The sequence below is a fragment of the Sporosarcina obsidiansis genome (assembly GCF_009651005.1).
Taxonomy (GTDB): Bacteria; Bacillota; Bacilli; order Bacillales_A; family Planococcaceae; genus Sporosarcina; species Sporosarcina obsidiansis.
Genome location: NZ_WHVW01000007.1, coordinates 110,301 through 136,171, shown reverse-complemented (window position 1 = coordinate 136,171; position 25,871 = coordinate 110,301). Strand labels below are relative to the sequence as shown.

General features: G+C 41.3%; 29 protein-coding genes and 1 tRNA gene. 22 read left to right on the top strand and 8 right to left on the bottom strand.

What is annotated here, in order from left to right; genetic code table 11:
- Nucleotides 1–128 precede the first annotated feature (128 nt).
- The 12 genes from hprK (at nucleotide 129) to GD002_RS08185 (ending at nucleotide 10,713) form a co-directional block, all read left to right on the top strand.
- On the top strand, nucleotides 129–1,079 hold the full coding sequence (hprK, locus tag GD002_RS08240) for an HPr(Ser) kinase/phosphatase (RefSeq protein ID WP_153731874.1): 951 nt from the start codon (nucleotides 129–131) through the stop codon (nucleotides 1,077–1,079).
- On the top strand, nucleotides 1,080–1,901 hold the full coding sequence (gene lgt, locus GD002_RS08235) for a prolipoprotein diacylglyceryl transferase (RefSeq protein ID WP_153731873.1): 822 nt from the start codon (nucleotides 1,080–1,082) through the stop codon (nucleotides 1,899–1,901).
- Nucleotides 1,888–2,847, top strand: coding sequence for a nucleoside recognition domain-containing protein (locus GD002_RS08230; protein ID WP_153731872.1), 960 nt, complete (start codon nucleotides 1,888–1,890; stop codon nucleotides 2,845–2,847). The genes lgt and GD002_RS08230 overlap by 14 nt, the downstream gene beginning before the upstream one ends.
- Nucleotides 2,837–3,493, top strand: a complete 657-nt coding sequence (ppaX, locus tag GD002_RS08225; RefSeq protein ID WP_153731871.1) for a pyrophosphatase PpaX — start codon at nucleotides 2,837–2,839, stop codon at nucleotides 3,491–3,493. The genes GD002_RS08230 and ppaX overlap by 11 nt, the downstream gene beginning before the upstream one ends.
- Nucleotides 3,490–4,014 carry an acyltransferase gene (locus tag GD002_RS08220; RefSeq protein ID WP_153731870.1) on the top strand — a complete coding sequence of 175 codons (525 nt, stop codon included), beginning with the start codon at nucleotides 3,490–3,492 and terminating at the stop codon, nucleotides 4,012–4,014. The genes ppaX and GD002_RS08220 overlap by 4 nt, the downstream gene beginning before the upstream one ends.
- A gap of 207 nt (nucleotides 4,015–4,221) precedes the next feature.
- Nucleotides 4,222–5,745: a tetratricopeptide repeat protein gene (locus GD002_RS08215; RefSeq protein ID WP_153731869.1), complete on the top strand. Its 1,524-nt coding sequence runs from the start codon at nucleotides 4,222–4,224 to the stop codon at nucleotides 5,743–5,745.
- 185 nt (nucleotides 5,746–5,930) lie between these two features.
- The gene (gene trxB, locus GD002_RS08210; protein ID WP_153731868.1) at nucleotides 5,931–6,881 is read left to right on the top strand and encodes a thioredoxin-disulfide reductase; all 951 of its coding nucleotides are present in this window, start codon (nucleotides 5,931–5,933) and stop codon (nucleotides 6,879–6,881) included.
- 203 nt (nucleotides 6,882–7,084) lie between these two features.
- A complete protein-coding gene (locus GD002_RS08205) occupies nucleotides 7,085–7,561 on the top strand; it encodes an 8-oxo-dGTP diphosphatase (protein WP_153731867.1) in 477 nt (158 codons plus the stop codon).
- Nucleotides 7,562–7,567: 6 nt separating this feature from the next.
- Nucleotides 7,568–8,455, top strand: a complete 888-nt coding sequence (rapZ, locus tag GD002_RS08200; protein ID WP_153731866.1) for an RNase adapter RapZ — start codon at nucleotides 7,568–7,570, stop codon at nucleotides 8,453–8,455.
- On the top strand, nucleotides 8,433–9,425 hold the full coding sequence (locus tag GD002_RS08195) for a gluconeogenesis factor YvcK family protein (RefSeq protein WP_153731909.1): 993 nt from the start codon (nucleotides 8,433–8,435) through the stop codon (nucleotides 9,423–9,425). The genes rapZ and GD002_RS08195 overlap by 23 nt, the downstream gene beginning before the upstream one ends.
- Nucleotides 9,426–9,467: 42 nt before the next feature.
- Nucleotides 9,468–10,400, top strand: coding sequence for a DNA-binding protein WhiA (whiA, locus tag GD002_RS08190; RefSeq protein ID WP_153731865.1), 933 nt, complete (start codon nucleotides 9,468–9,470; stop codon nucleotides 10,398–10,400).
- 52 nt (nucleotides 10,401–10,452) lie between these two features.
- Nucleotides 10,453–10,713, top strand: coding sequence for an HPr family phosphocarrier protein (locus tag GD002_RS08185; RefSeq protein ID WP_153731864.1), 261 nt, complete (start codon nucleotides 10,453–10,455; stop codon nucleotides 10,711–10,713).
- A gap of 45 nt (nucleotides 10,714–10,758) precedes the next feature.
- On the opposite strand, the gene clpP is transcribed toward GD002_RS08185, so the two are convergent.
- Nucleotides 10,759–11,352, bottom strand: coding sequence for an ATP-dependent Clp endopeptidase proteolytic subunit ClpP (clpP, locus tag GD002_RS08180; RefSeq protein ID WP_153731863.1), 594 nt, complete (start codon nucleotides 11,350–11,352; stop codon nucleotides 10,759–10,761).
- A gap of 230 nt (nucleotides 11,353–11,582) precedes the next feature.
- On the opposite strand from clpP, the gene GD002_RS08175 reads away from it, so the two are divergent.
- Nucleotides 11,583–11,654 (top strand) — tRNA-Arg (locus GD002_RS08175).
- Between the two features lie 118 nt (nucleotides 11,655–11,772).
- On the opposite strand, the gene GD002_RS08170 is transcribed toward GD002_RS08175, so the two are convergent.
- Together GD002_RS08170 and GD002_RS08165 are read right to left on the bottom strand one after the other, a co-directional pair.
- Nucleotides 11,773–12,036, bottom strand: coding sequence for a translation initiation factor 2 (locus tag GD002_RS08170; RefSeq protein ID WP_153731862.1), 264 nt, complete (start codon nucleotides 12,034–12,036; stop codon nucleotides 11,773–11,775).
- A 25-nt stretch (nucleotides 12,037–12,061) separates the two neighbouring features.
- Nucleotides 12,062–12,490 (bottom strand): ferritin-like domain-containing protein, encoded by a 429-nt coding sequence (locus tag GD002_RS08165; protein WP_228548333.1) that lies wholly within the window; start codon nucleotides 12,488–12,490, stop codon nucleotides 12,062–12,064.
- A 374-nt stretch (nucleotides 12,491–12,864) separates the two neighbouring features.
- Here GD002_RS08165 and GD002_RS08160 point away from each other — a divergent pair, with 374 nt between their 5' ends.
- A complete protein-coding gene (locus GD002_RS08160; RefSeq protein ID WP_153731860.1) occupies nucleotides 12,865–13,257 on the top strand; it encodes a hypothetical protein in 393 nt (130 codons plus the stop codon).
- Nucleotides 13,258–13,323: 66 nt separating this feature from the next.
- Here the strand turns inward: GD002_RS08160 and GD002_RS08155 are convergent, their stop codons facing one another.
- The 5 genes from GD002_RS08155 to GD002_RS08135 all read right to left on the bottom strand — a co-directional run bounded on the left by GD002_RS08155 (nucleotide 13,324) and on the right by GD002_RS08135 (nucleotide 17,680).
- A complete protein-coding gene (locus GD002_RS08155) occupies nucleotides 13,324–14,619 on the bottom strand; it encodes an arsenic transporter (protein ID WP_153731859.1) in 1,296 nt (431 codons plus the stop codon).
- A complete protein-coding gene (locus GD002_RS08150; protein ID WP_153731858.1) occupies nucleotides 14,616–14,885 on the bottom strand; it encodes a hypothetical protein in 270 nt (89 codons plus the stop codon). The genes GD002_RS08155 and GD002_RS08150 overlap by 4 nt, the downstream gene beginning before the upstream one ends.
- Nucleotides 14,886–15,039: 154 nt before the next feature.
- A complete protein-coding gene (locus GD002_RS08145; protein ID WP_194841518.1) occupies nucleotides 15,040–16,008 on the bottom strand; it encodes a metal ABC transporter solute-binding protein, Zn/Mn family in 969 nt (322 codons plus the stop codon).
- Nucleotides 16,009–16,073: 65 nt separating this feature from the next.
- Nucleotides 16,074–16,940, bottom strand: coding sequence for a metal ABC transporter permease (locus tag GD002_RS08140; protein WP_153731856.1), 867 nt, complete (start codon nucleotides 16,938–16,940; stop codon nucleotides 16,074–16,076).
- Nucleotides 16,940–17,680, bottom strand: a complete 741-nt coding sequence (locus tag GD002_RS08135; protein WP_153731855.1) for a metal ABC transporter ATP-binding protein — start codon at nucleotides 17,678–17,680, stop codon at nucleotides 16,940–16,942. Before GD002_RS08135 ends, GD002_RS08140 begins: the two co-directional genes overlap by 1 nt.
- A 430-nt stretch (nucleotides 17,681–18,110) precedes the next feature.
- Between GD002_RS08135 and GD002_RS08130 the strand changes: the two genes are divergently transcribed.
- The 8 genes from GD002_RS08130 to gpmI all read left to right on the top strand — a co-directional run bounded on the left by GD002_RS08130 (nucleotide 18,111) and on the right by gpmI (nucleotide 25,869).
- Nucleotides 18,111–18,689 carry a LemA family protein gene (locus GD002_RS08130; protein WP_153731854.1) on the top strand — a complete coding sequence of 193 codons (579 nt, stop codon included), beginning with the start codon at nucleotides 18,111–18,113 and terminating at the stop codon, nucleotides 18,687–18,689.
- Complete coding sequence (locus tag GD002_RS08125; protein ID WP_228548332.1) at nucleotides 18,686–19,477, top strand: TPM domain-containing protein; 792 nt, start codon at nucleotides 18,686–18,688, stop codon at nucleotides 19,475–19,477. Before GD002_RS08130 ends, GD002_RS08125 begins: the two co-directional genes overlap by 4 nt.
- 294 nt (nucleotides 19,478–19,771) lie before the next feature.
- Nucleotides 19,772–20,002 (top strand): glutaredoxin family protein, encoded by a 231-nt coding sequence (locus GD002_RS08120; protein ID WP_153731853.1) that lies wholly within the window; start codon nucleotides 19,772–19,774, stop codon nucleotides 20,000–20,002.
- Nucleotides 20,003–20,093: 91 nt separating this feature from the next.
- The gene (locus GD002_RS08115) at nucleotides 20,094–21,158 is read left to right on the top strand and encodes a sugar-binding transcriptional regulator (protein ID WP_153731852.1); all 1,065 of its coding nucleotides are present in this window, start codon (nucleotides 20,094–20,096) and stop codon (nucleotides 21,156–21,158) included.
- A gap of 67 nt (nucleotides 21,159–21,225) precedes the next feature.
- Nucleotides 21,226–22,233 (top strand): type I glyceraldehyde-3-phosphate dehydrogenase, encoded by a 1,008-nt coding sequence (gap, locus tag GD002_RS08110; protein WP_153731851.1) that lies wholly within the window; start codon nucleotides 21,226–21,228, stop codon nucleotides 22,231–22,233.
- 156 nt (nucleotides 22,234–22,389) lie between these two features.
- Nucleotides 22,390–23,577 (top strand): phosphoglycerate kinase, encoded by a 1,188-nt coding sequence (locus GD002_RS08105; RefSeq protein WP_153731850.1) that lies wholly within the window; start codon nucleotides 22,390–22,392, stop codon nucleotides 23,575–23,577.
- Nucleotides 23,578–23,588: 11 nt separating this feature from the next.
- Entirely contained in the window at nucleotides 23,589–24,353 is a 765-nt protein-coding gene (tpiA, locus tag GD002_RS08100) for a triose-phosphate isomerase (protein ID WP_153731849.1), read from the top strand.
- A complete protein-coding gene (gene gpmI, locus GD002_RS08095; protein WP_153731848.1) occupies nucleotides 24,343–25,869 on the top strand; it encodes a 2,3-bisphosphoglycerate-independent phosphoglycerate mutase in 1,527 nt (508 codons plus the stop codon). Before tpiA ends, gpmI begins: the two co-directional genes overlap by 11 nt.
- Nucleotides 25,870–25,871 lie beyond the last annotated feature (2 nt).

The window sequence follows — 25,871 nt, the reverse complement described above, 5'->3', positions numbered from 1 at the left end:
GAAAATCTACGGGGTTAAATCCATTTCATTTCTTTTTCTTCATGTTAAAATGAGGATTGAATGAGTAGTTACTAGCTTTTATGTGAAATTTACATTCAATTTGTATAGTAGGAAAGCGGGGGAGCTTTATGGGCGAACTAACAGTAGAAGATATTATGAACCGATTTGGTCTAGAATTGATTGCCGGACATGACGGTATTCACCGGCAAGTCTATACGAGTGATATATCTCGACCTGGTCTAGAGATGGCCGGTTATTTTGACTATTATCCTTCGGAGCGCGTGCAATTAATTGGACGTAAGGAAATGTCGTTCTTGGAAACGCTACCGTCGATTACGAGAAGGAAACGGCTAGAACGACTCTGCTCAGACAATACACCTGCATTTATTATTGCTCACGGTGAAGAAGGTCCAAAAGAGCTTGGTCATTTAGCGGAAGAGAAAAATATTCCGGTACTGCGGACTGATTACAAAACTACACAATTTTCTGGTATGCTGACCAATTATTTAATTGGCCAATTAGCGCCTATGACAACGGTCCATGGGGTGTTAGTAGACGTGTATGGCGTTGGGGTTTTGATCACAGGTGGTAGTGGTGTTGGAAAGAGTGAGACGGCATTAGAGCTCATTAAGCGAGGCCACCGACTTGTGGCTGATGACTCGGTGGAAATCCGTCAAGTTGCCGACAATGTGTTAATCGGTACGTCTCCAAAAATTTTAAAGCATATGTTAGAGATTCGTGGTGTGGGCATTATTGATATGATGACATTATTTGGTGCGAGTGCAGTGAAAGATGATAAGCGGGTGTTATTGGCGGTAGATTTGGAAATCTGGGATACGGATAAACATTATGATCGTCTCGGTATCGATGAAGAGAAGATTGAAATCCTCGATTCGCAAATTACACGTTTATCCGTTCCTGTCAGACCCGGACGAAATCTATCGGTCATCATCGAAGTGGCAGCCATGGATTATCGGATGAAGAGACTCGGTTTCAATGCTGCTGAAGAATTTACAAAGCGCTTGGATCAAGCGATCGCAGAGAATGCGGAAATTTTGAAAGAAGAGGGGCGCAACTAAGTGAATTTATCTTTACTTGCTATTAATCCCGTGGCTATTAGCATAGGAAGCCTAGAAGTGCGCTGGTACGGTATTTTAATTGCTTTGGGAATTATTTTAGGGTTTATGATTGTACAACGTGAAATGTTAAAAAAAGGTATGCATCCTGACTTTCTGACAGACATGCTCATTTGGGCAATTCCTATCTCCATCATTAGTGCACGCATTTATTATGTCATATTTACATGGGATTTTTATCGTGAACATCCTGGCCAGATTATTCAGATCTGGAATGGTGGGATTGCCATTCATGGTGCGTTGATTGGTGCTATTATTACAGCTGTTATATTTACAAGAAAGCGTGGCGTATCGTTTTGGAAGGTAGCCGATATTACAGCACCTGGCCTGTTAATCGGTCAGATCATTGGGCGATGGGGCAATTTTATGAATCAGGAAGCGCATGGCGGACCCGTTTCTGATGCCTTTAAAGAAAATACCATTATTCCAGACTGGATCATGAACCAAATGACGATCGATGGCGTAACCTACCATCCAACGTTTTTATATGAGTCGCTATGGAATGTTGTGGGTCTAATTTTGATTTTAGTAATAAGAAGAGTGCTAAAGATGAAGCGTGGAGAAATCTTTTTGTTTTATGTGATCTGGTATTCAATCGGCCGATTCTTTATTGAGGGAATGCGAACAGATAGCTTGTATGTCATAGGTAGCTTGCGAGCAGCGCAGTTAGTTTCCGTGACTGGCGTCATTGTGGCAATAGCTATTTTGCTATACCGCCGATTTGTTATGAAAGTGGATGTGAATTATCAAGATGAACGCAAATAATATCGCATTATCCACTACTGCACGAAATGGTTTGAAGTCAGGATTGAAAACCACCTGGTCGCTCGGGAAAATTATTTTTCCTATCACATTAATCATTACAATTCTACAATTTACACCGATACTCCCGTGGTTAGTTGAGCTAGTATCTCCCATTATGCATATTTTTGGTTTGCGTGGTGAAGCGGCAGTGCCGATTGTGCTCGGAAATACGTTGAATCTGTATGCTGGAATTGCGGGAATCATTTCATTGGAATTGACTGTAAAAGAAGTGTTTATCATTGCCGTGATGATTAGTTTCGCTCACAATTTGTTTATTGAAACGGCCGTGGCATTGAAAGTCGGTGTTAAACTATGGCTCGTGATTGTCGTTAGACTTGGATTGGCCGTACTTTCTGGTATTTTGCTGAATCTCTTCTGGACAGGTGGTTCAGAAATTGCTCAATACGGTTTGACACCACAAGCCGAAGTTATTCCAGAAGGGTTTTGGCAGATTTTCCTTCTAGGTGTGGAGAAAGCATCATTTGGTGTTTTGCAGCTAGCAATGATTGTGCTCCCGCTGATGCTATTTGTTCAATTCGTGAAGGACCGAAATTACCTAGAGTATTTTTCGAAGGGACTCGCACCGTTTACGAAGTTGATCGGCGTGAAACCCAATGCCTCCATGACTCTCGTTGCGGGTTTATTAATTGGTCTTGCATATGGAGCTGGGGTTATGATTCAGGCAGTGCAGGAAGATGGCGTTTCCAAACGAGATATTACGTTAGCATTTATTTTTTTAATGGCTTGTCATGCGGTGATTGAAGATACGCTTTTATTTTTACCTCTCGGAATACCGATTTGGCCATTATTTATGATAAGACTTGTGACTGCTATTTTGCTGACTGTTACAGTTAGCGTATTGTGGAAACGACCGAGAGAGAAGGAGGAGTCCGTTGTTGACTGTTAAACCAATTACTACTTTATTATTTGATTTTGATGGGACGTTAGCTGATACGAATGAATTGATTATCGCAACATTTCAACATGTACTAGAACAGCACTTTCCTGGTCGTTTCCAGCGAGAGGATATCTTGCCTTTTATCGGACCATCCCTTCATGATACATTTTCATCAATTGCGCCAGAGTTAACGGAACAATTAATTACTGAATACCGTGTTTGGAATCAAGCGAATCATGATGTACTTGTGAATGAATTTGATGGAGTGGCGGATACACTTCGCCAATTGCATGAAAGAGGAGTAAAAATGGCAGTCGTATCCACCAAGAAGCGAGATATGGTGGAAAGAGGAATGCGCTTAATTGGCATTGATCCGTATTTTGAGGTGGTCATCGGTCTAGATGACGTAACGAATGCGAAGCCCGATCCAGAGCCTCTCATGCTAGCTCTAGAGCGTTTGAACAGTACCCCTGCGGAAGCGTTAATGGTCGGGGATAACTTCCACGATATATTGGGAGGACAGAACGCGGGTGTACGTACAGCGGGTGTTGCCTGGGCGCTAAAAGGAGAGGACTATTTGCAAACGTTTAAGCCTGATTTCATGTTGCACCATATTTCGGACCTTTTCGCTTTGCTTGAAGGAGAACGGCCTTGAGACGCACGGAGCGGTATCGTTCCAAAGGCGATGCAAATTCACTTTGGCATATTTATCGGACTGTATCCATCTGGAAAGTAGCGAAAAATTTCATTGTGATTCAAATAGCACGGTACACTCCATTTGTTTCTTGGAAAAATGTCTTCTATCGTGTGTTCTTGCGTATGAAAGTAGGGAAACAGACAGCATTTGCGCTCATGGTGGTGCCAGATGTTATGTTTCCTGAACGAATTACGGTAGGTGATAACTCAATTATTGGTTTTAATACGACTATATTAGCGCATGAATATTTGATCGATGAATACCGTATCGGTGATGTGGAGATTGGCAATAATGTATTAATCGGGGCTAATACAACAATTTTACCAGGTATCAAAATTGGTGATGGGGCGATTGTTTCTGCAGCATCACTCGTCAATCGAGATATTCCGGCAGGTTCTTTCGCTGGCGGAAATCCAGTGAGAATCATTTACTCAGCTGATGAAATGAAGGTAAGAGCAGCTAAGGAAGCAAATGAATGACGAGTGTTTAAGTTGTGCTATAATAAAGGTAGATTGCAGAGGGGAACGTTTCATCTGGTGCCAGATGAAGTCTCCAGCGGATGTCACGGATTTTGTGTAGAACGTAGTCTAAGATGACTACGTTCTATAGGCCACATTTCAAAATCTCGACACAATCACGCTTCGGCGTGATTGATACGTTTCTCTTACATTTTCGGAGGAGTTCGATTGGATAAAAAGCAAAGATTTAAGAAGGATAAAATTGTTTCATTTCTACCCGACGGAGATTTCTATCGCAAACGTGCGATGCAAGCTATGCAGCGAGAGCAATTTTCAGATGCCGAGAAATATTATAAACGCGCATTAGAGCTGAATCCAGATGATGCACTTACTCACATGGAGTATGGTGTCTTCATCATGGAAGTCGGTCGTTTTGAAGACGCCTATGAGCTATTGAAAAAAGCGGATGAAATAGAGCCGAATAACGAAGAGACTACGTTTTATTTGGCAGAAGTCCATGCGCATCTTGGCTTACTTCGTGAAGCAAAACAATATGCGCTGAAGTATATCAGTTTATCACCAGGTGGTTTCTTTATGGAAGAAGCGCATGAAATCGTAGAGTTTGCAGATCAAGAAGAGACATTTCTAGAGGATGGGGAGTCACCGGACGGGGAAGTCTTATTTATGCAAGAAAAGGCCCGGAAAATGATGGAGGAAGGGAATTTTGAACAGGCGATAGAAGTGTTGGAAAATCTGTTAACAGACTATCCGCAAACGTGGGCTGTTCATAATAACCTGGCACTGGCGTACTTCTATATTGGGAAAGAAAAACATGCAGAAGAGATTTTATACGATGTGTTACGTGAGGAAAAAGGGAATATTCACGCACTTTGTAATTTAGCGGTGTTTTTCTATTATGGTCGGGATGAAGAACGTCTTCACAGCATGATGGAACTGTTGGCTAAAATTAAACCGTATCAAGTGGAACATCGTTATAAACTCGGTGCGACCTTTGCGCTAACAGGACGTTATGAAGAGGCTTATCATTGGTTGCGCAGTCTGCAAAAGCGTGGTTTCCAAGGGGATATTGGGTATTACTTCTGGTTGTCGAATGCGGCATACTTTACTGGACATCGTCAAGTGGCAGAGCAGGCTTATGAGAAATTGTTGCAAATGGATCCATCGAAAGAAGGGTTCGAGCCTTGGAAATCGATAGGGGATGAGTTACCCCCTGATTCGTATGAGGAAGATGTGTCGTTCTTGATTGAGAAGATTTCTAATCCTTATCGCAGTGAAAGGATGTTTGGTTTGTTCTTATTAGGCAAGTCCTCTCATCTACAAGAAATCCTGTCTCATCCTGGTTATATCGATGTGGAAAAGTTAAGTGCAGCTGAACAGCTGTTTTTAGCACATAGCTTGGATTATGAATTCATTGCAGATAATGATTTTGAAAAATCGTTTAATAAGGCACTGACTACATGTGACTTGCTGTATGAACAGTACAAGCCACTGGATTTGCAAGGAACGCATTTATTTCAGATGTGGTTCACTTTATGTGAGAATGCATTAGTCAGCGAGTATTCTTTTACTAATCCTAAAGCGATCGCTGCGGCTACAGACTATATGTTCCAATCATCGCGCTATGATCAGGTGACGAAGAAATCATTGGCGGAAAAGTATGGCGTGGCAGTTGCGACTTTAACGAAGTATGTGCAAGAACTCATTCAATTTTTACCTTACACGAATGATTGACAATGAATTGGATGTTGCATTTAAGTTGAATTCCTTCCACGATTCTACTACGATTTTATATAGCGATTATTTATCTGGATTCCAGGTAAAACCTCTGGCGAATTTGATGGTTTTTGCGGTGTTCTAAATAAGCCATTCCACAATTTTGCCGAGGTGTAATTGATATTTGAGGAGGAACAAATACGATGTCATTGGATAAAGTGTATGATGTGATTATTGTCGGTGCAGGTCCAGCGGGTATGACAGCAGCTGTATACACAGCGCGTGGTAATATGTCTACGTTAATGTTGGAAAGAGGTGTTCCAGGGGGCCAGATGGCCAATACAGAAGAGATTGAGAACTACCCTGGTTTCGAAAGTATTTTAGGACCGGATCTTTCTACAAAAATGTTCGAACATGCCAAGCGTTTTGGTGCAGAATATGCTTACGGTGATGTGACGAAAATTGAAGACGGTCGGGAATATAAAACAATTCACGTGGGCGAGAAAAGCTATAAAGCGCGCGCCATTATTTTAACAACAGGAGCAGAATACCGTAAAATGGGTATTCCTGGTGAAACTGAATTAACGGGCCGTGGTGTTAGCTATTGTGCAGTATGTGATGGCGCATTTTTCCGTGGGAAAGATATCGTCGTGATTGGTGGAGGAGATTCGGCAGTAGAGGAAGGTTCATACTTGACTCGTTTCGCCAACAAAGTGACAATCATTCACCGTCGAGATGAGCTCCGTGCTCAAAAAATCTTACAAGAACGTGCGTTTGCTAATGAAAAAATCGATTTCATTTGGAATACGACAGTGAAGCAGGTAAACGAGAAAGATGGCAAAATTGGATCGGTAACCGTGGTATCTACTGAGGACGGTTCTGAGCGCGAGATGGAAACAGAGGGAATGTTCATCTATGTCGGACTTGACCCACTGACAGCACCGTTTAAAGAGCTAGGAATCTTGGACGAGAACGGATATATTGAAACGAATGATATTATGGAAACGAAAATTCCTGGTATCTTTGCTGCAGGAGATGTACGCGAAAAGCTTCTCCGTCAGGTTGTAACTGCAACAGGAGATGGAAGTATTGCCGCTCAAGCAGCTCAAAAGTATATTGAAGAGTTGATGGAAGAACAAGAAGCTAACGCGTAATTGATTTAATTCGTAACCTTTATGTAACAGAATTGCAATGTGAAAGGGGTATAATATAAGTAGTCAAGACCCCCCTTTTTATAATATAGCAACTTTGTGGCTATTTGCGGTAACAAACTTCCGTGAATAGCCTCCTTTTTTTGTCGTTTTTCAAGAAAGCATTGTATACTAGTACTACATTCGTGAAAAGTGGGGAACTACATATGCAAAAAATTGCTAATTTACTCGTTGTTAAAGAGGGAAATGTCCTCTTGTTGAAGAAACCGAGACGCGGTTGGTATGTGGCTCCAGGAGGGAAGATTGACGAAGGAGAATCCGTCTATGAAGCGGCTATACGTGAGTTTGTTGAAGAAACAGGCGCACGTCCCATTAATCCGCACTTAAAGGGTGTTTACACGATGATGATCATGGATAATGGAGGAGAGCAATTGTTAAACGAATGGCTCCTTTTCACCTTCATTGCTCATGATTACTCAGGCAACGTGTTGGAAACAACAGTGGAAGGTGAGCTAGAGTGGCATCCGCTTGAGAGTCTGCATACATTACCAATGGCTGAGGGAGATCGTGCCAATTTAATATTCGCGATTGAAAATAAAGGTATGCAATATGGAACTTTTTATTATACCGAGCAGTTCCAATTGTTGCGCCAGTCGCTCCAACAATCGATGGAAGGTGAATAAAAGAGTATGGAACAATCATATGTGTCGAACGAATATGAGGTTGTAATTATTTCAGGAATGTCTGGTGCAGGCAAAACAGTGGCTATGCAATGTTTTGAAGATATGGGGTTTTATTGTATCGATAATCTTCCTCCTGAGTTATTTGTAACCTTCTTGAATTTAATGATGAAGTCTGATAATCAAATGCGACGTATTGCTGCAGTGATGGATACACGTGGTGGAAGTCTATTCGATTCTTTGGTAACTGCGCTGGATGAGTTATCAAATATGGATGATGTAAAGGCTAGCTTGTTATTTCTAGATGCTGATGATGCCACTCTGGTGAAACGCTATAAGGAAACACGGCGCTCACACCCATTATCTGAAGGTGGCGTATTGCTTGAGGGAATACGGAAAGAACGTATTTTGCTGACGGAACTAAAAGGTTTATCGCGTTCTATTTATGATACGTCTCGTTTAAAGCCGAAACAATTACGCGAAAAGATTATGCGGGAATTTTCCAAGGCTGGGGAGCCTACATTCACTCTAAATTTCGTTTCATTCGGTTTTAAGCATGGAATGCCAATTGATGCCGACGTGGTATTTGATGTGAGATTTTTGCCTAATCCTTATTATTTAGAAGAATTACGTCCATTGACAGGATTGAACGAGGAGGTATCTGAATACGTTTTGAAATGGAATGACACTAAATTGTTGATTGATAAACTGACCGATCTTTTCAAATTCTTGATTCCGCAATATAAACAAGAAGGAAAAGGGCAGGCAGTCATTGCATTTGGATGTACAGGTGGACAGCATCGTTCGGTAACTCTCGCTGAATATTTCACAAAAGAGTTTAAAGAAGATTACCCAACACATGTCTCTCATCGGGATGTTGAAAAAAGAAAGGGTTGACATTGCTATGCAATCCACTACTATAAAAAGAGTCGTTGTGTTCGGTGGGGGAACAGGACTTTCAACCATTCTGAGGGGGCTGAAACGCCATCCGATTGATCTGACAGCGATTGTTACGGTAGCAGATGATGGAGGAAGTTCTGGCCGTCTATTTGACCAATATGACATTCCTCCTCCAGGAGATATCAGACAGGTTATGGCAGCGCTTTCAGATGTAGAACCATTAATCGAAAAGATGTTTCAATACCGATTTGAAGGTTCAGATGATTTGAAAGGCCACTCCCTCGGGAACTTGATGCTAACCGCATTGACTACAATTACTGGAGATTTTGCGCGTGCTGTAGAGCAAATGGGCCGCGTATTGAATATAAAAGGGAAAGTATTGCCTGCTGCAAATCAACGTATTACCTTGCATGCAGAGCTGGAAGATGGTTCAATTATTACAGGTGAATCGAAAATCCCTCTCTATGGAAGAAGAATCCGCAATGTATTCATCTCACCACAAGATGTGAAACCGTTGCCGGAGACAGCTGCAACCATTCAAAAAGCAGATTTAATCGTCTTTGGCCCTGGTAGCTTGTATACTAGTATCTTGCCGACAATTTTAGTGCAAGATATTCGGGATGCCGTTCTTACTAGTTCTGCGAAAAAAGTCTATGTCGGCAACTTAACAACACAAAGAGGGGAAACCTATCGCTATACGGCATCAGAGCACGTTCAGGCGTTGTATGATCATGCCGGTTCTCCTTTTTTGGATGCGGTACTGGTAAATAACGTGGAAGCCTTCAGACGTACGCACAGCATGGTAGACGATGAAGAACCATGGCTTGTTGAAAATGATTTAGATAAGTTGCAGGCTCTAGTGCCGGAAGTCTTTGTGCAAGAGATTGCAACGGTTTTTAATGGGACCATTCTGCATAAATCAACGGATGTGGCGGATATATTAATGCGTTATATAGAGAGAGCATAGAAGGCGGATAGATATGAAGATTGCCGAAAAAGGGGGAATATCATGTCTTTTGCATCTAAAACAAAAAAAGAACTGACACAAATTGAAGCGGACGATTGCTGTATCAAAGCAGAAATAGCAGCCTTTATTCGCATGAACGGTGTGATGTCTTTTTCTAATAAACAATTGAGTCTTGATGTACAAACTGAGAATGCAGCTATTGCGAGACGACTTTATTCTAACCTGAAAAAGTTGTATCCTTATAAAGTGGAATTGCTCGTACGTAAGAAAATGCGTCTGAAGAAAAATAATATTTATATTTGCCGTATTCGGGAAGGAGCTAAGACCCTTCTCGAAGAACTATCTATTATCACGCATGATTTTCAAATGATTAATCACATCGATCCACAGCTAATTCGTGATGATTGCTGTGCGCGCGCATACTTACGCGGAGCTTTCCTGGCAGGAGGTTCCGTCAACAATCCCGAGACATCTTCCTATCATTTGGAGGTATTTTCAAGTTATCAAGAACACAGCCAATCATTAGTTGAGTTAATGAATCGATTCCAGTTAAATGCGAAGTCCATTGAGCGGAAAAAAGGATTTATCGCCTATTTAAAAGAAGCAGAAAAAATTTCCGATTTTCTTGGGATAATCGGTGCACATGTATCTCTTATGAAATTCGAGGATGTCCGGATCATGAGAGATATGCGAAATAGTGTGAATCGGTTAGTGAATTGTGAAACGGCCAATCTCAATAAAACGATTGGTGCGGCACAGCGACAAGTGGAGAATATTAAGTTGATTGAACAAACGATTGGGCTGGATCAACTACCAGAGCGCTTGCAAGAAATCGCTCAATTACGAGTGGCATATCAAGACGTTACGTTAAAAGAACTGGGTGAACTGGTGACAGGTACGCCTGTTAGTAAATCCGGAGTGAATCATCGTTTGCGAAAGATTGAAGAAATTGCTGAACGTTTGCGTGGAAATTAACAAACTAACGAGTAGATCCTTCTGAAGAAGAGGAAGAAAAGGAGCACACGATATGGTAGAAAAAACAGTAAAAGTTGGTATTAAACCTGGCTTGCAAGCGAGACAGGCGGCATTATTTGTGCAGGAAGCAAATAAGTATACTGCGGATATCTATTTGAAGAAAGAAGTACGCCAAGTAAATGCAAAGAGCATCATGGGAATCATGAGTCTCGCCATTGCAAAAGGTACAGAAGTTACGTTGGTGGCAGATGGAATAGATGAAGACTTGGCACTTCAGAATTTGTCTGAATTGGTAGAAGCAGAACAACAATAATAAAAACCGATTCTTCCCAAAAGGAGAATCGGTTTTTGGTTTGTATTATTTTTTCATGTCACTACGTTGAACGATGTGATCGATTAAGCCATACTCTTTTGCGCGTTCTGCCGTCATGAAGTTATCACGATCTGTATCGCGAGCAATAACTTCGATTGGCTGTCCTGTGCGATCGGCCAAGATTGAATTCAATTTCTCACGCAAATGTAAAATGCGTTTGGCTGCAATTTCAATTTCAGTTGCTTGACCTTGTGCACCACCAAGTGGTTGGTGAATCATCACTTCAGCGTTAGGTAATGCATAGCGCTTACCTGCTGTTCCTGCTGTAAGCAAGAATGCACCCATAGACGCTGCCATTCCTACACAGATCGTCTGAATGTCTGGTTTGATGAATTGCATCGTATCGTAGATAGCCATTCCAGCCGTGATACTTCCACCTGGGCTGTTAATATAAATGGAGATGTCTTTTTCTGGATCTTCTGCTTCCAGGAATAAGAGCTGCGCAACGATCGAATTCGCAACGTTGTCATCGATGCCGCTACCGAGCATGATAATCCGGTCTTTCAATAGGCGAGAATAGATGTCATACGCCCGTTCACCACGGTTGGTTTGTTCAATAACTGTAGGAATTAGATTCAATGGTACTTCCTCCTTTAAATGCTTCATAGTAATCGTTCGGTTGAAATCAATTGGTATTTCAACTATAATTGTATTTTACCTATTATGGTCAACAAAGGTCAAATCATTTGCCTTGAAAAAATAGTTTGCTTTTCATTCTATTCCGCGATATAATGGAAGATGTCTGTTAGAGAGGTTTTTATTTCTAATGACAAGCCACCATGTGTTTTCAGGTGGGAAATATGTAATATGCCCTCGTGGTGCAACGGATAGCACGTAAGATTCCGGTTCTTGAGATGTGGGTTCGATTCCTGCCGAGGGCGTTACTAAATTAAGTGAACATATGAGTGACACTAATTAAAACTCCTGTAAACGCTGGTATAAAAGCGTTTGCAGGAGTTTTTGATTTTCTTTAGTGTTTGGAAAAGAAGTTATATACAACTACCATTTACTATTACCCATCTTCTTAATCTGATTATTTAATTGATCTATTTGTTTTTGCATTTTATCAAGTTCATCTGTTAGTTGTTGTTGGGAATCTTGCTGATTTGAGTTTTCTAGTTCTTGAAGTGCAATACCCGCGGCGATTGTCGAAATTCCATCACCTAATGTAGAAAGTGCGGCCCCAAACAAAGCAAGCTTAGCTGCGAATATCTCGGGAGAGTCAGTGTTATTCATAAACTGTTGCTTATTCGTATTGTACATACACATGCCCCCTTTTTATTTAACGCTAGCTATGATTGAGGAAATATAAGAACCAAACCGCATGATTTTGTTCATCGGCTGAAGCCTGAGTAAAAGCAGAACTAATAATGGGATTAGTAGTTTTGCGTGCAGCTTCATGATAAAAATCAACTGTTGCTTGCTCATCCATAAAAGCTGCTTTTACGCCACTCATATAGTCTTTTGCACAGCCTTCTGTTAATTTGATCTCGGGTTCCTTACCAGTTAATTGAAAATAGAGAACCCAAAAGGTTTGGTAGTGCCTCATTTCGTCATTCCGAATCTCTAGTATTTTATTTTTAATATCTTGGGTAGGTGCTTGATTAGCTAAAATTTCATAGCAATAGATCGCGTGATATTCTCCATGCATAGCTTTCAATAAATTATTTATAGTTTGTATGTTGGGGTTTGGGTACACTTGATTTGTATTTTGCAATTCACACACTCCTTTCATAGTAAACGATCCTTCTTCATTATTTTATGTTCATTTTTTTAATCAGTGACTGAAATAAAAAACGGAACTATTAGCGTCTACTGAAAAGTCTCTGTATCAAAAAAGCGCTGCTACCATTAGTGATTTTATCATTAATAGTAGCAGCGCTTTTATATTGGATCATGAGCATGCTGACTTCAGATGATTTCCACTCAAGGATCTATCAGCTAAGGAGTTTGTGTCGAAAATAATATACTGCGTCATGATCTCGTTGATTTAATTTTTATTCTAGAATGAGAAATACATATTGTAGTCATTAACTTTTTTGTGGATAATAAAAATCATTTTAACGTATAATTTAAATAGGAGATGATATGATGACGATCAGCAGAAAAGATTACCTATTACAAATCGCTAAATTAGATAAACGGTTAATAAAAGGCTCTGAGGAATATGCGGAAATATCCGAGAAATATATCTTCATGCAAGACCATGATATTTCGGCAATGAAAGAAGAATGGTTTTCAAAAGTAGAAGATTTCAAAAAGATACAACAAGATATAAATCGTTTGGAAATCCCGAATGCTTTTGAATCGATGGGCAAGGAACTTAGGGATGCGTATAAAAGATATATCGACTGCGTGGAAGAAAAAACAATTAAATTTAGTATGGAAACGATGAATAATGGCGAGCTGGATATAATTCAAGATAAGGAAAGACAAGCCGCGGAAGATATCGAAAGTATTACCGAAACATTACTTGGTGAATAAAATGATTCTTTTCCCATACAATTGAAAAAAGAGCCGAATAGGCTCTTTTTCAATCAGATAAACAATTTACATAATCGTCAGCCACCACCACAACCCAGTCAACGTGATAAATAAGGTCGGAACAGTCAGCACAATACCTACCTTGAAATAATAGCCCCAGGATATTTGTACACCTTTCAGTGAAAGAACATGGAGCCACAGTAAAGTCGCCAACGATCCGATAGGCGTTACTTTCGGTCCAAGATCTGAACCAATGATGTTGGCATAGATGAGAGCCTCCCGAATTTCAGGGGAGACAGCTGCATCTTGAATAGCTAATGCATCAATCATCACAGTAGGTAAGTTATTCATGACAGAAGATAATATGGCAGCAATGAATCCCATACTGAGCGTAGCTGCATATAAACCATGGGCAGATGTCCATTCTATCAAATCAGTTAAAGTAGTTGTCATCCCTGCATTCCGTAAACCATATACAACGACGTACATACCGATTGAGAAGAAGACAATGGCCCAAGGAGCCCCTTTCAGCACCTCGCCCGTCTGAACAGCAGGGCTGTTTCTGGCAGTCAGTAAGAAAACCAGTGCAACCAATCCTGCGACAAATGAAACAGGTAGAGCGAGCGAATCACTGACAAAGTACCCTATCAGCAAAATACCAAGTACAATCCAAGAAATACGAAACATTTTCTGATCTTGTATAGCAGAAGCGGGATGACGCAGGCGTGTTTCATCAAAATGTTTTGGAATAGATTTTGCGAAATAAAGGTACAGCACTAAGATGCTCGCTGTTAAACTAAAAAAGTTCGGGACTATCATGCGACTAGCATATTCTGCAAAGCCGATACCGAAATAATCTGCGGATACAATGTTCACCAGATTGCTCACGACAAACGGCAGAGAAGTCGTATCAGCTATAAAACCTGACGCCATGATGAAGGGCAGAATCATCTTTCCCTTAAAATCAAGAGCTCTCACCATAGCTAGAACAATCGGGGTCAAAATCAGCGCAGCGCCATCATTTGCGAACAACGCGGACACCGCAGCACCAAGAAGGATGACCAACAAAAACATCCGCAATCCACTGCCTTTGGCAAACCTCGCCATATGTAATGCTGACCATTCGAAAAATCCGATTTCATCTAAAATGAGTGAAATGATGATGAGTGCAACAAACGTCAACGTCGCATTCCATACAATCGATGTGACGTCCACGATATCCGTAAAGCTGACGACTCCTGCTAGCAAGGCTAGAAAAGCACCTGCTGTGGCAGACCAGCCAATGGATAATCCTCTTGGCTGCCAAATTACAAAAAGAAGAGTTAGTAAAAAAATGATGGAGGCCAATATTATTTGCATCATGTAGTCTCCTTGCTTTTATCAATTGTCTGAATGGGTAAAACTTCCAACAGATAAAACGGGAAAGGATTTTTTGGGGGATGTGTGTTGATCGACCAATCAATCCACTTGCCGTGTCTTTCATCTTGTGCGACTTCCTGCCATTTCATATGTTGGCTAATAGCAGGATGGGATACAGACATAAGTCCTTCTTGTAAAACTTTCAGTAACTGTAAAGTTGATTTTTCACCTATTGTTTTTACGTAACGTTCGATCGTTATACTTTCCATAAAAAAGCTCCTTTGTTTACATGCTGCAAGTACCATATAAGTTTATGGCTATGTGTATAATAGCCTCTTACAAAAACTCTATCATGAAAAAGGAAGTCACTAGTTAAAGTGACTTCCTTTTATAATAATAGCTGGTTGGCTGAATGTGAAATTTTTAACGTTTTTTGCTCAGTTCGTCATGAATTAAATCCATATTGTAATTCAAGTATTTAATATACGTATCAATTTCTTCGCCAGGATTACCAATTTCATCAGAGTAGATTGGTTTTTCAGCGATTGGAACGCCTGTTTCTTTAGAAACGGTCTCCATTGGACGAGTATCTACATTAGACTCTACGAACAGGACAGGTACTTTATGATCTTGGATAAAGTGAACGAGTTCTTTAATTTGCTTAGGTGAACCGTTCTCTTCAGTATCGATTTCCCAAATAAATGCTTCTTTCAAGCCATAGTGGTCGTTCAAGTATTGGAAAGCACGTTCACTTGTGACGAGTACTCGGTTTTCTTCGGGGATAGATGCAATGCGTTTTTGAAATTCAATATCCAAATCTTTCAAACGTTGTACATACGCATCGCCTTGTTCTTTAATTTTGTCGCTATCTGATGGGTGCTTTTCAATCAATGCATCACGAATATCTTCTGCCATTTTCACACCTACAGCTGGATCAATGAATGCGTGTGGGTTGATTTCTTCATCACGGCCATCTTCTCCGCCGATGTACATTGGATCTACGCGTTCAGTCAAACTGTAGATGTTTTCATCTTTCTGGTTAACGGTGTCCATCATTTTAAAGAACCAGCCATTTTTCCCGCCTTCCAGGTTCAATCCGTTATAAAACAATACGTCTGCATTTGTTGCTGCTTTTATATCATTTGGCAAAGGCTCATATTCGTGAGGATCCGTTCCAGAAGGGACTAAGTTATATACCTCAACGTAGTCTCCGCCAATTTCACGAGCCATATCTGCAATAATGGTAAAGGACGTTACAACCTGTAACTTTTCTCCGGAATCAGGAGCTTTGTCTCCGCCATCCGTTTTTGATGTACTGTCGTCATTGCCGCAAGCTGCTAACAGGAACACGGTGAGCAAGGACAGTCCTAGCCATGTAACTAAGTTTTTCATGTGATTCATTCTACTCCTTTGAATATCATTAATTTATATTCCCGCAGAAGCGGTTGATCCTAAAATTAGTTGCCAGTCGCAACTGTTTTGCGCTTAGAAGCTTTACGAATTTTTCGGATAACAATCCCTTGCTTTGGCGAAAATAGAAATGCTAATACGAAGATACCTGTCGTTGCCAAGGCGATGACTGGCCCTGATGGCATGTTGTACAAGAAACTAAAATATAAACCGATGATGGAGGACAATGCGCCGAAAAAAGCGGCCAGCACGACCATAATCGATAGACGGTTCGTTAAGAGATAAGCAGTTGAAGCAGGTGTGATCAATAATGATACTACTAAAATGACTCCAACCGTCTGTAATGAAGCAACGGTTACTAGTGTCAAAAGAAACATAATACCATAGTGAATCATACGAGTCTTCAATCCGTAAGCTGCTGCCATCGTCTCATCAAAGCTAGAGACGAGAAGTTCTTTAAAGAACAAAATCACTGCGAAAATAACGATTGCTCCTATGATCAATGTTAGCCACATATCAGAGGTACGAACCGATAGCACGTTTCCAAATAAAATTTGCGTCAGGTCTGTTGCACTCCTTGCTTGGGTGATCAAAATAATACCGAGAGCGAAAAACGCTGAAAATACTAGACCGATTGAAGAATCATTTTTAATACGGCTATTTTGAGAAATGGCGCTGATCCCGAACGCTGTTAGCAACCCCGTCACGACGGCCCCGTAGAAATAGTTGATACCGAGCATATAAGAAATGGCAACACCCGGCAAAACTGCGTGAGATATTGCATCTCCCATCAAAGCCATTCCACGAAGTACGATGAAACTCCCGATTACACCACAAATAATCCCCACCATAACAGAAGTGATAAAAGCTTTCTGCAAAAAGCCATATGTCATTAAATCCTGGATGAATTCCATTACATTGAAACCTCCAAACCATCTAGCATGAATTGACGGTCATATGCTTTTGTCATATTACCTGACTGGAATACTTTGCTTACAGGTCCCGCGTCGATCAACTCTTTATTGATCAATACCAACTCATCAAAATAACTTTTCACTTTCGATAAATCATGGTGTACAACGAAAACAATTTTGCCGGCATCTTTTAATTTACGCAAAATATTAATAATGACTTCTTCACTTGAAACATCAATACCGACAAATGGTTCATCTAAGAAGAAGTAATCGGCTTTTTGTGCCAATGCCCGTGCTAAAAATACACGCTGTTGTTGACCGCCTGAAAGTTCACCGATTTGCCGGTTGGCGAAGTCTTCCATGCCAACTTGCTGGAGACATTCCATCGCCCATTCTTTATCTGCTTTTTTGGGGCGTCGTAGCAAACCGACTTTCGGATATGTTCCAAGAAGCACAGTATCTTTAACCACAATTGGGAAGTTCCAGTCAATATTTGAACGTTGTGGGACATACGCAATTTTCTTTCGCATTTCATCTACAGACTTGCTGCCAAGTTTTACAGTCCCTTGATCTTTATGGATTAAGCCGAGCATAGCCTTCATTAATGTTGATTTTCCGGCACCGTTTGGACCAAGTACCCCAATCAAACTTGAGGCTTCAAATGAAAATGAAACATCTTTCACTACTTCGTTTCCATCGTACGATACACTGATGTGTTCGACTGTGATCGGATCGATCATCCTGTTTCCTCCTTTATATTTCTTTCCTTTGTGCAACTTTTAGGTAAATAAAAACCAGTTGGATGTATATCGGTTACGTTCTAAAAAGTACTATAAAACAATAGTTTCCTAAGTGCAACTTTAGTGCATGATTTGGTTTAATTGTTTCCTTAGAGCAACTTTTTTATAGTATAGCCTACTCGAAATAACCTGTAAAGTATTTTCTGGAAAAATACTCACAGAGCTAGTGATTCTCATTTAAAAACACCTGTACTTTACGGAATAACCCTGTCATATAGTAGTTACTATATTCTTAACATCATATACAGTATTGGACTTTCACCTATACGAGACCACTTTATTGTGGAGCTACATAAAATAACTAGAAGTTTGGCGGGATAAAGAATTAGGGTAAGTAAATACTAATTCAACATGAAAGGAGCAGATGTGGATGAAGAAAATTACAGGACCACTAGTAGTTGTCATCATTTTAGTTGTACTTGCGGCTGTTATGATTGTTCCCAGCTATAATAAATTAGTTAATTTGGATGAAGATGTAGATCAAGCGTATGCACAAGTCGAAACTCAATTACAGCGAAGAATGGATGTAATTCCTAACTTAGTCAGTACGGTAAAAGGATATGCGTCTCATGAAAAGGAGGTTTTAGAGAATATCGCCAACGCACGGAGCAAAATGGCAGGTGCGCAAGGGCCAGAAGAACAAGCAGCAGCGGATTCAGAGCTATCTAGTGCGTTAAGCAGATTGTTGGTCGTAGTCGAAAACTATCCAGATCTAAAAGCAAATCAGAACTTCCAGCAATTAATGGATGAATTGGCGGGTACAGAAAATCGGATTGCAGTAGCTCGTAAAGATTACAATGATGTAGTATCTGTATATAATCGAAAAGTAAAACGTTTCCCAGGAAAAATGATTGCGTCAATTTTTGGATTTGACGAAAAAGAATATTTCAAAGCGGATGAAGGGGCGAAACAACCGCCAACAGTCGACTTTGGAGATGATACGAAGTGAGGAATCGCTTCCGCATGTTTGTAGTTGCATTGTTATTCGCCCTGATTGGCACTGCAACGACTGCTCATGCGATAACGGAAGTGGTAGTAGACGATGCACAGATTCTATCGCCTCAACAAGAGGCAGAGTTACGGGAGTATGGAATTCGTCTTTTTGGCGCCACCAAAGCAGAGCTTGCTGTTCGAACTGTTACTACGTTAGAAGATGAGCCGGTAGAAGAGTACGGAGTAAGGAAATTCCGTGAATTGCAACTTGGTGATAAGGAGCTGGAAAATGGAGCACTGTTAATCGTTTCAACTGAACCTGAAGGCACCAATGAAAGAAAATTTCACTTAACTGTCGGTTATGGATTAGAAGGCGCACTCCCAGACGGCAAAGTAGGTCGCATTATCGATGAAGTTGCCATGCCATATTTAACAGCAAAGCCCGAACAACCTGACCTAGCCATTATGGAAGCATATAAAGCCTTCTATAATGAAATTGCAGCGGAATATGGACTAGAGGGAGATGAGCTTCCCGTCGAATATGCTCAGACCGAGGGAGAGCCTGGTATACCTTCATTTCTCGTAGTTCTTATTATCTTATACATTCTCTTCCGTGTCTTTATGGGCGGGGGAGGAAGAGGCGGCGGTGGCGGTCCACGTGGAAGATCTCGAGGCGGTCCGATCTTCTTCCCAGGTTCAATGGGAGGTGGAAGTGGCGGTTTTGGCGGCAGAAGCGGAGGCGGCTTCGGAGGTTTCGGTGGCGGCGGTTCCACTGGAGGAGGCGGCGCCGGAAGAAGCTGGTGACATTCTCCTTTTGGGGCTGTCTGAAAAGTTATGTAACCTAACTTTTCGGGCGGCTCTTGTTTTTTATGAGAAGACCTTTCTTAATTAATAGAGGAAATGTGCGGTGAGCTGCTGTTTTGGTTCGTTCCGTGCGAGTTTTGGATCGGTTCAGCATGATAATTGCGCGGTACTATATGTTTTTGGTTCTGTTCGGTGCCACTTTGGTGCGGTGCAATGACACTTTGGCGCGTTCCTCTTGTTTAAGATCGATTTATTTTATACTATAAGATTAAAATTACTCACGAGGTGACTTGCATGAATTTCACATTTTACACGAGACCAGGATGCCCACTCTGCGTTGAGGCAGAACAAATGCTTCGACTGGTGGCAGAAGATCATCCTATCGAATGGTCGACTATTAATATTGAAGAAGATGATCAAATTCATGAGAAATATATGCTGATGATCCCGGTGCTTGAACAAAACGGAAACGTCATTTTATACGGAAATATCGGCTATATCGATATTTTAGAAATAATTGATTAATGAAAGCGTTTTCTTTATTGATTTGTAATTTGAATAGTGTTATAATCAGTATATAATAATTTTTTAAAGTAGGTGGGACAAATATTGTTTAATGGGATCGAAATTTACCCACTTGAAAAGAGTGATGGAACTGAACTTATCATTTAACGATGCACAACTGGCACTTGTACCTGAACTTCCTTCGTTAATTGAACAACGATATCATTTGCTAAAACTCATTAAACTGGCTGGACCAATTGGTAGAAGACCACTAAGTTCTATGTCTGGCTATTCAGAACGAGAAACAAGAACGATGCTTGAATTGTTTAATCAACAAGGTCTAGTGGGTATTTCTAAAGAAGGTGTGTCTATTACTGAAAAAGGTGTAGATGTCCTCTTTATATTGCATGATACGATTGAAGAAAAATCTGGTAGACGAGAACTTGCCAAAGAACTTACGAAAAGATTGTCCATTCAAAAAGTCCATATAGTGGAAGGTGACTCCGATCATTCGGGGTTAACGAAAAAACTACTTGGCATGCATACAGCGAAGCAATTTCGTACGCACATCCATAACCGTAAAATTGTGGCTGTGACAGGTGGTAGTTCAGTGGCGGCGATTCCTCCCTTCATGCAGAACGATGAGTTGTCAGATATTCAATTCATCGCTGCGAGAGGTGGCGTTGGCGAAGAAATTGGCCTACAAGCCAACATGATTGCAGCATCATTTGCTGAAGCTTGCGGTGCATCTTATAAAGCGTTTTATTACCCTGACACTCTTAGCGAAGAAGCACATGCAGTTTTCCAACATGAGCCTGCCGCAAAAGAGATGTTAGATCTATATAGTAAGACGGAATGCGTCATTCATGGAATTGGTGATGCTTCCAAGATGGCTCTATTGCGAAACTCTCCTGAAAAAGAACAGCGGATTCTTGTGGATCGGCAGGCTAAAGGAGAAGCATTCGGCTTTTATTTTAATCGGAATGGTGAAATTGTTCATCGGATCCGTACGGTAGGCATACAAATCGAGCAATTGCAAAATGTTCCACTAATATTTGCGGTTGCAGGTGGAGAGAGTAAGGCGGAGGCATTGCTGTCCTATTTAGCGAGCGCGCCAGAACAAACCATTTTGATGACAGATGAAGGGGCGGCCAAAAAAATGCTGTCACTGATGTGAATTACGGCTATGCAACGCTCAGTAAATGAGCAAAAATATAAAAACTACTTTTTGGAGGCGATTTATTATGACAGTGAAATTAGCGATTAATGGATTTGGACGAATTGGACGAGTGGTATTGCGTGAAACGTTGAAAACAGATGACGTGGAAGTAGTTGCGATCAACGACTTGACGGATGCAGCGATGCTTGCACATCTCTTAAAGTATGATTCAGTACATGGTATTTTAGATGCAGAAGTACAATCAGATGAATCTACATTACTTATTAACGACAAAAAAGTAAAAGTGTTTGCGGAAAAAGATCCAGCTAATCTTCCGTGGGGCGACCTTGGAGTAGATATTGTTATTGATTCGACTGGGGTATTCCGTGATACGGAAAAATTACAAAAACATATTGATGCAGGTGCCAAAAAAGTTATTTTATCTGCTCCGGCAAAAGGTGAAATGACGACACTTGTAATGGGTGTAAATGAAGATACTTATAATGCGGCAACTGACCATATTGTTTCCAATGCTTCATGTACAACAAACTGTTTAGCGCCTGTTGTGAAAGTGTTGAACGATGAATTCGGTATTAAACGTGGAATGATGACAACTGTTCACTCTTATACGAATGATCAGCGGATCTTGGATTTGCCACATGAAGACTACCGAAGAGCACGTGCAGCAGCAGAATCTATGATCCCCACATCAACTGGTGCAGCTTCAGCGGTAACGAAAGTCATTCCAGAACTAAAAGGTAAACTAGACGGAATGGCAGTACGTGTTCCAACGCCGAATGTATCACTCGTGGACTTTGTAGCAGAAGTGAATGCAGACGTCACAGCAGAACAAGTGAATGCTGCATTGAAACAAGCTTCGGAAAACGAATTAAAAGGTCTGCTGTACTTTAGCGAACTGCCACTTGTTTCTATTGATTATAATGGCAACACAGCTTCGTCTACAGTTGACGGACTATCCACAATGGTGCTAGATGGCAATTTGGTGAAAGTTATTTCTTGGTATGATAATGAATCTGGTTACTCTGCGCGCTGTATCGACTTGGCTCGCTATATGGAAAAACAAGGTCTTTAATTCGAGAAATAAGCGAATCTACTATAAATCATAGCCAATCTACTGGCGACCGATTATAATGAATAAATATGGGTGTGAGGAACGGAGAAACCCGTTCCTCTTTTTATATCTGAATTCAGCAGAATCCAGATAAAATGGCGAAGGAGGATGTAATCCATGAAATTAAAGAAAACGATTAAAGATATCGAGTTGAAAGGCCAGCGCGTCTTTTGCCGTGTGGATTTTAATGTACCAATGGAAGACGGTAAGGTGACGGATGATACACGAATTCGAGCTGCTTTACCGACGATTGAGTATATGACAGGTAAAGGAGCAAAAGTCATTTTAGCGAGCCACTTGGGACGCCCAAAAGGTGAAGTGAAAGAAGACATGAGACTGACGCCCGCTGGCGATAAGTTATCTGAACTTCTTGGCAAACCAGTACGGAAATTGGATACTTCTACAGGAACAGAAGTGGAACAAGCTATCGCAGAAATGAAGGATGGCGAGATCATCTTGTTAGAAAACGTTCGCTTTAATCCTGGTGAAGAGAAGAATGATGCAGACTTAGCAAAACAATTTGCTGATCTTGCGGATGTCTTTGTTAATGATGCATTTGGAACAGCTCACCGTGCACACGCGTCGACTGCTGGAATTGCGCAGTATATACCTGGCGTTCTAGGCTTCTTATTGGAAAAAGAATTGGATGTTCTCGGAAAAGCGTTGTCACAGCCAGAACGACCTTTCACTGCCATTATTGGTGGAGCAAAAGTGAAAGATAAAATCGGTGTGATTGATAACTTATTAGATAAAGTGGATAACTTACTCATTGGTGGAGGTCTATCGTATACGTTCACACGTGCGCAAGGTCATCAAACTGGCGATTCACTAGTAGAAGAAGATAAAGTGGAGCTGGCGAAATCATTCATTCAAAAAGCAAAAGAGAAAAATGTGAATTTGTATTTGCCGACTGACGCTGTCGTAGCGAATGCTTTTTCAGCAGATGCCGAGACGAAAACGGTATCGGTGGAAGAGATTACGGAAGGCTGGATGGGCCTAGATATTGGACCGGAAACAGCAGAGCGATACAAGCAAGTAATCGTAGACTCTAAATTCGTCATTTGGAACGGACCGATGGGTGTATTCGAAATGGAACCATTCGCAAATGGAACGAAAACGGTAGCGGATGCGATGGCTGAAACAAAAGCCTATACTGTGATCGGAGGAGGAGACTCTGCAGCTGCTGTTGAAAAGTTTGAAGTAGCGGAACAAATGGATCACGTATCGACAGGTGGCGGAGCTTCATTGGAATTCATGGAAGGTAAAGAATTGCCAGGAGTTGCCGTATTACAAGATAGAGAATAGGAGGAATTCTTTTGCGGAAACGAATTATTGCAGGTAACTGGAAAATGTATAAATTGACGGATCAAGCTGCAGACTTTGCGGAACAAATCAAAGGTCGCATTACGGGGTCCGATCAGGTGGAAGCGGTTATTTGTCCGCCCGCTCTCTATATTGCGGACTTGCTAAAGCGGTTTGAAACGAGTGCTGTCAAAGTAGGCGCACAAACGATGCATGATACAGACGAAGGTGCTTTTACGGGAGAAATAAGCCCGGCAATGCTAGCTGACATCGGTGTACAGTATGTGATTATCGGACACTCCGAACGTCGACAATACTTCAATGAAACAGATGAGACGGTCAACAAAAAAGTGTTGGCTGCATTCCAACATCAACTTATGCCTATGATTTGTGTGGGTGAAACATTGGAGCAACGAGAAGCAATGGAAACTGTTTCGATCGTCTCTGCACAAGTAGAAAAAGCATTCACTAATGTCACAGCCGAGCAAGCAGCACAATCCGTCATTGCCTATGAGCCAATTTGGGCAATTGGAACAGGAAAAACGGCCACGGCTGAAGATGCGAACGAGGTATGTGGAGCTATTCGTCATAAAATCGAAACGATTTATTCAAAAGAAGTGGCAGACGCGATTCGTATTCAATACGGTGGCAGTGTGAAGCCTGAAAACATCGCTGAATTATTAAGTAAAGAGCATATTGACGGTGCATTAGTGGGTGGAGCGAGCCTCGATCCAGAAGCGTTCTACAAATTAGTGGAGGCTGGAACACATGTCGAATAATCCAGTTGCACTCATTATCTTGGATGGCTTTGGTTTGCGCGATGAAAAATACGGTAATGCTGTCGCACATGCAAACATTCCAAACTTTGATCTACTGTGGAAAAACTTCCCCCATGCTACGTTAACAGCGTGTGGGGAAGCTGTTGGCTTGCCAGAAGGACAAATGGGAAACTCCGAAGTGGGTCATTTGAATATTGGAGCAGGACGCATCGTGTATCAAAGTTTGACCCGGATTGATAAGTCCATTCGAGATGGTGAGTTTTTCGAGAATGCTACTTTGCTAGAAACGATGAACCATGTAAAAACAAAGCAATCAGCACTTCATGTGATGGGACTACTATCTGATGGGGGCGTACATAGCCACTATGAGCATTTATTTGCACTATTGAAAATGGCCAAACAACAAGGCGTCGAACGAGTGTATTTGCATGCATTTCTTGATGGACGAGATGTGGGACCAACAACCGCAATTCCTTACATTAAACGGACAGAAGAAGAAATGAAGAAGATCGGTGTCGGTCAAATCGCGACAGTTTCGGGCAGATATTATGCAATGGACCGAGATAAGAGATGGGATCGTGTGCAGAAAACGTACGATGCGATGGTTTACGGTATCGGCAAACATGTAGAATGTGCAGAAGAAGGAGTTAGCGCTTCTTATATAGAAGAAGTACATGATGAATTTATTGAGCCATTTGTGGTACAACAAGAGGGGAAGCCAGTCGCTACAGTGGAGAATGGAGATGCGGTAATTTTCTTCAATTTCCGTCCTGACCGAGCGATCCAACTTTCACGCGCATTCACACAGCCAGGATTTGATGGGTTCGATACAGGTGTTAAGAAGTTTACGGACTTACATTTTGTCGGCTTCACTCATTATAATGAGGATGTAGTCGCGGATATTGTCTTTCACAATGTAAATTTGACAAAGACAGTCGGTGAAGTGTTGGCGGACCGTGGGAAACGTCAGTTACGGATTGCGGAAACGGAAAAGTATCCGCATGTAACGTTCTTTATGAGTGGGGGACGCGAAGAGGAATTTGAAGGGGAGACCCGGATTCTCATTAACTCACCTAAAGTGGCGACGTACGATTTGCAGCCCGAAATGAGCGCGTATGATGTGACGTCTGCATTAATTAAAGAAATCGAAGCAGAACGTCAAGATGCGATCATTTTAAATTTTGCTAATCCAGATATGGTCGGGCACAGCGGATTACTTGAGCCGACTGTCAAAGCAATTGAAACGGTGGACGAGTGTCTTGGACGAATTATCGATGCGCTCTTTGCCAAAGGCGGATCAGCCATTATTACGGCAGATCACGGCAACGCAGATGAAGTCATCACGATAGGTGGACAACCGATGACAGCTCACACGAAAAACCCAGTTCCAGTGATTATTACACAACCTGATCTAACGCTACGGACAGACGGTATTCTTGCAGACTTGGCACCGACTATGTTAAAAATGTTAGGAATTCCTCAACCGGTTGAAATGACCGGAAAACCATTATTTTAAGG